The following is a 5098-nucleotide window of genomic DNA, read 5'->3' as shown; positions in this document are numbered from 1 at the left end:
GAGGATTTTCTATGAAAAAAATAGTGAAAACAGTTTTGCTAGCCTGTCTTGTCATTTTGCCTTTGTTTGCGCTATCAGCTTGTAGCTCGCGCTCACATTTTGCAACTCAGAAAGACCAGTGGCAAACCTATACCAAAGAAAAGAAAATCAAAATTGGTTTTGATGCCACCTTTGTTCCTATGGGATATGAGGAAAAGGATGGTAGCTATATTGGTTTTGATATTGACTTGGCTACTGCAGTTTTTAAATTATATGGCATCGATGTTGAGTGGCAAGCGATTGACTGGGATATGAAAGAAACTGAATTGAAGAATGGGACGATCGATCTCATTTGGAATGGTTACTCGGTTACAGATGAACGTAAGCAGTCTGTAGACTTTACGGAACCTTATATGGTAAACGAACAAGTACTGGTAACCAAAAAGTCTTCAGGGATTGATTCTGTTGCAGGAATGGCAGGTAAGACCTTAGGTGTCCAAGCAGGGTCTTCTGGTTATGATGCATTCAATGATTCTCCAAAAATTTTGAAGGATATCGTTGCTAATCAAAAAGCTGTCCAATATTCGACTTTTACACAAGCTTTGATTGACCTTGATAGTGGACGTATTGATGGCCTATTGATTGACCGTGTGTATGCTAATTACTACCTAGAAAAATCAGGAATTCTGGATCAGTATAATGTTATGCCTGCTGGTTACGAGGGAGAAAGCTTTGCTGTAGGTGCTCGTAAGGCAGATAAGACACTAATCCAAAAAATCAATCAAGGATTTGAAACCCTTTATAAAAATGGAGAATTCCAAAGGATTTCTAACAAGTGGTTTGGTGAAGATGTCGCAACAGACCAAGTTAAAGGGAAAAAATAAGACGATAACAACATTCTAGAAAGAATGTTGTTATTTTTTGTGAAAAATACTTGAAATATAACAAGTTATCATTTATACTAATGTTAGTTTATAAACTAACGAAGGGGTAAGCATGGGATATTTTGATTATTCAAGAGAGCCACAAAGTGATATTGCTTTTGTAGATATGAAATCTTTCTATGCGAGTGTAGAGTGTGTTGAGCGTGGGTTACATCCCCTTAAGACTTCTCTATGTGTGATGAGTCGGGCTGAAAATGCTAATGGTTTAATATTAGCGTCTTCACCTATATTTAAGCAGGTTTTTGGCAAGTCAAATGTTAGTCGGTCTTATGATTTACCTTTTGACATTCATTCTCGTAAGTTTCATTATTATAATGCCAAAAAGCAGGGACTTCCAACAGATAGAGATTTTGTTGATTTTATAGAATCGTGGGCCAAGGTTACCTTTATCGTTCCTCCTCGAATGGATCTTTATATAAAAAAGAATATTCAGATTCAACACATTTTCCAGAATTATGCCAGTGTTGAAGATATTCTTCCCTATTCTATTGATGAGGGTTTCATTGATCTCACGTCGTCACTGAATTACTTTATTCCCGATAGGACTGTTACTAGAAAAGATAAGTTAGATATGATTTCAGGGCGTATTCAAAGAGATATTTGGAGGGAGACAGGTATTTACTCGACAGTTGGGACGTCTAACAGCAATCCCTTATTGGCTAAGTTAGCTCTTGATAATGAGGCTAAAAACACGGCTACTATGAGAGCCAATTGGTCCTATGACGATGTTGAGACTAAGGTTTGGAATATTCCCCATATGACAGATTTCTGGGGGATTGGAAGGCGGATGGAGAATCGTCTAAACAAGTTGGGAATTTTCTCCATTCGAGAACTTGCTAATAGCAATCCTGATACTCTTAAAAAGGAGTTAGGTATTGTGGGCTTAGATCTCTTTTTTCATGCCAATGGTATCGATGAGAGTAATGTTCATAAACCTTATAAACCAAAGTCACATGGTTTAGGAAATTCGCAAATATTACCACGAGACTATAATCGGCAAGCTGATATTGAATTGATTCTGCGAGAGATGGCAGAACAGGTGGCCATTAGGTTAAGACGAGCCCATAAGAAAGCTTGTCAAGTTTCCATTAGCATTGGATTTTCAAAGTTAGAGGCCAAGCGTTCGCTACAAGCACAGATGAAGATTGAGCCTGCCAATAATACAAGAGTACTAATAGGGCATGTCATTTCACTCTTTAGGAAGAAATATCAAGGAGGAGCTGTTCGAAGTGTCAGTGTTTCTTATGCAAATTTTGTAGATGAAAAGATTCAAATTCTTTCTTTATTTGATAATCCAGATGACATTGATAAAGAAGAAAGGCTTCAGTCAGCTATAGATAGTATTCGTCAGGAATTTGGCTTTACGACCATTCAAAAGGCAACAGCTTTACAGGAGGCATCTAGGAGTCTTGCTCGAAGTAAGCTTATTGGTGGACACTCAGCTGGGGGATTAGATGGCTTAAAATGATAGACCGTAGTTACCTTCCCTTTCAATCAGCTAGGGAACATCAAGATAGGGGGATGATGAAGTGGATGGGCTTTTTCTTGTCGGAACACACAAGTTCCCTACATGAAGATAGGACTAAAGAAAATCTAACTAATCATTTGGATGATTTAGAGAAGTTTACTTTATTGAACCAGCTTTATTTGGGTCAATTATTGGGGAATTTCCAGATAAAGGATCAAGGTAGGCGCTATAGGTTTAGTGGCTATGTAGTTGATTTGGATTTTGATCAAGTTACTATAAAATCTTTCAAGCAACATAAACGTATTCGAACAAAGGATATATTAGAAATTAGTTTGGGGGGTGAAAACATAGATGAAGAAGAGAAAAATTTATGATGATAAACTTCAAATTGACTATTTTTCTGATAGCTATTTAAAGTTTGAAGAAGACTTTTATCGCTATTCTGCCATGGATATTCCCTTAACCTTTTTGACGGATGATATCCTTAGAGAGATGGCTATTAGTCAAAAGAATTATTTTCTATTAAATAAAGAGAATGCTAGAGACGGACGCAATCATTATTTCCATTTTGAAGTTAGCCTTTTGGATTCCAAGACACTCGTGAGACAGTATAGATATCTTGGAAATGATTGAATCATATCACATTCAGCGGAAGAAATAGTATGTCTTTAATTGCTAGTCAGAGCTTTCAAGAAATTTTTCAGTGAGTGAGAAACTTTTTATGTAAGCGTTGACATTGTTTCTGGGAGTGCTATAATGAGGGTGTTAAAAGTTATCATATGGAGGTAATTAAGATGAGAGCAGTTGTTGTTAATCAAGCAAGCACAGGTGTTGAAGTTGTGGACCATGAAAAACCAGCGGTAGTTGGTCATGGTCAAGCTTTGGTTAAAGTTGAATACTGTGGCGTTTGCCATACTGACCTTCACGTAGCCCATGGAGACTTTGGTCAAGTTCCAGGTCGTATCTTAGGTCATGAAGGAATTGGTATTGTTGAAGAAGTTGGCGAAGGGGTTGAAACACTTAAAAAAGGTGATCGCGTATCAATCGCTTGGTTCTTCGAAGGATGTGGCCACTGTGAATATTGTACAACTGGACGTGAAACACTCTGTCGGTCTGTAAAAAATGCTGGTTATAGTGTTGATGGTGGTATGAGTGACTATGCTTTGGTCACTGCTGACTACGCTGTAAAAGTTCCGGACGAACTCAATCCAGCTCAAGCTTCATCTATTACTTGTGCGGGAGTTACAACCTATAAAGCTATTAAAGAAGCTAAAGTTGAACCTGGTCAATGGGTAGCTATTTATGGTGCTGGAGGACTAGGTAACTTGGCTATTCAATACGCTAAGAAAGTTTTTAACGCACGAGTAGTAGCAGTTGATATCAATCAAGATAAACTAGATTTGGCTAAAGAATCTGGCGCTGATTTAGTTGTAAATGGTAAAGAAGTTGAAGATGTAGCAGGCTATATCCAAGAGCAAACTGGAGGCACACACAGTGCTGTTGTAACAGCTGTTTCTAAGGTTGCTTTCAACCAGGCTGTCGATAGTGTACGTGCCGGCGGTACGGTCGTTGCCGTTGGGCTCCCATCTGAATACATGGAACTCTCAATTGTCAAAACAGTTCTAGATGGTATCCGTGTTGTTGGATCTCTTGTAGGTACGCGTAAAGACTTAGAAGAAGCATTTGACTTCGGTGCACAAGGCTTGGTAGTACCAGTTGTTGAAACCGTTCCTGTAGATACAGCGGTAGAGGTATTTGATCAAATGGAAAAAGGTGAAATTCAAGGACGTAAGGTACTTGATTTCACTAAGTAAGCATACATCTGTCAATGCTACCATGACTATATGAGGAGTTGGGTGGTCTAAACTGGCTAAACTACTTTTTGAAAGCAGTATATCTGAACAAAATTCCATTGATAGAATCGTGTCGATGGAATTTTTATTGGTCTAAAACTTGATTTAGATATAAAACAAAAAAGCGTTGAACGATTGGGCACTGCACCCAAAAATGAGACACAAGAAAACACTCCTGTTGAATTTGAACTCTACTTGAGTGTTTACACAAAATTATTGACAGTATCAAAGCAGTAAAAAAGTGATATAATGTTTTCGTAAGTAAAGAGTTAAAGAATATTATAATTTATAACAAGGAGTATGAAATGGATTCTACCAATTTGGACTCGGAACTATTCACAGAGTTTAAATCACGTGGGAAACAATGCCAACTTTTATATATATCCGAAAGTCATAGTGAAGGGTTATATGAAATTATTTCTACTGAACGAGAACGTCTTGCTATGTGGCTTCCTTGGGTTGATGAAATAAAAAGTATTGAAAATGAAAAAGCGTTTATAAAGTATGCACATGAAAAAATGGAGCGCAATGAGTTATTTATGTTAACAATTTGCGTCGATCAGAAACAAGTAGGGATGATAGATATACATAATATTGATTTACAAAAACGTCAAGCCGAAATTGGATATTGGATATCAGAAAAATATGAAAATCAAGGTTTTGTAAAGCAGGGATTAAAAGAGTTAATAAAAATCATTCCATCCAAATTTAAAATTGATAAGCTTTTGATTTATATAGATGTTGATAATGTTAAAAGTAAGTTTATACCAATCAGTTTAGATTTTAATCTGGAAAACGAAATTTCCCAATTAGAGTTCTATAATGGAACATATCATGATTTTGAAATTTATGGG

Annotated in this window: 6 protein-coding genes; all 6 read left to right on the top strand. The window is 36.9% G+C overall.

Translation table 11 applies throughout. The features are described 5' to 3' along the window. Positions 1-11: 11 nt before the first annotated feature. Positions 12-863, top strand: coding sequence for an amino acid ABC transporter substrate-binding protein (locus tag RWZ99_RS08715; RefSeq protein ID WP_314678126.1), 852 nt, complete (start codon positions 12-14; stop codon positions 861-863). Positions 864-975: 112 nt separating this feature from the next. After that, positions 976-2391, top strand: coding sequence for a Y-family DNA polymerase (locus tag RWZ99_RS08710; RefSeq protein ID WP_314678125.1), 1416 nt, complete (start codon positions 976-978; stop codon positions 2389-2391). Beyond that, positions 2388-2765 carry a hypothetical protein gene (locus RWZ99_RS08705; RefSeq protein ID WP_314678123.1) on the top strand — a complete coding sequence of 126 codons (378 nt, stop codon included), beginning with the start codon at positions 2388-2390 and terminating at the stop codon, positions 2763-2765. Before RWZ99_RS08710 ends, RWZ99_RS08705 begins: the two co-directional genes overlap by 4 nt. Further along, positions 2743-3024 carry a DUF5960 family protein gene (locus RWZ99_RS08700; protein ID WP_060971245.1) on the top strand — a complete coding sequence of 94 codons (282 nt, stop codon included), beginning with the start codon at positions 2743-2745 and terminating at the stop codon, positions 3022-3024. Before RWZ99_RS08705 ends, RWZ99_RS08700 begins: the two co-directional genes overlap by 23 nt. 161 nt (positions 3025-3185) lie before the next feature. Then, complete coding sequence (gene adhP / locus RWZ99_RS08695; RefSeq protein ID WP_314678119.1) at positions 3186-4205, top strand: alcohol dehydrogenase AdhP; 1020 nt, start codon at positions 3186-3188, stop codon at positions 4203-4205. Positions 4206-4549: 344 nt separating this feature from the next. After that, positions 4550-5098 (top strand): GNAT family N-acetyltransferase (locus RWZ99_RS08690; protein WP_314678114.1); only part of this gene is annotated, 549 nt, incomplete at its 3' end.

Origin of the sequence: uncultured Streptococcus sp. (assembly GCF_963545685.1) — a bacterium.
Lineage (GTDB): Bacteria > Bacillota > Bacilli > Lactobacillales > Streptococcaceae > Streptococcus.
The sequence above is the reverse complement of the archived record's forward strand: the minus strand, read 5'-3'. Positions and strand labels throughout refer to the sequence as shown.

Excerpts from the sequence above, each read along its gene's own strand:
- RWZ99_RS08715 (WP_314678126.1), top strand. The coding sequence starts at position 12 with ATGAAAAAAATAGTGAAAACAGTTTTGCTAGCCTGTCTTGTCATTTTG.
- RWZ99_RS08710 (WP_314678125.1), top strand. The coding sequence starts at position 976 with ATGGGATATTTTGATTATTCAAGAGAGCCACAAAGTGATATTGCTTTT.
- RWZ99_RS08705 (WP_314678123.1), top strand. The coding sequence starts at position 2,388 with ATGATAGACCGTAGTTACCTTCCCTTTCAATCAGCTAGGGAACATCAA.
- RWZ99_RS08700 (WP_060971245.1), top strand. The coding sequence starts at position 2,743 with ATGAAGAAGAGAAAAATTTATGATGATAAACTTCAAATTGACTATTTT.
- adhP (WP_314678119.1), top strand. The coding sequence starts at position 3,186 with ATGAGAGCAGTTGTTGTTAATCAAGCAAGCACAGGTGTTGAAGTTGTG.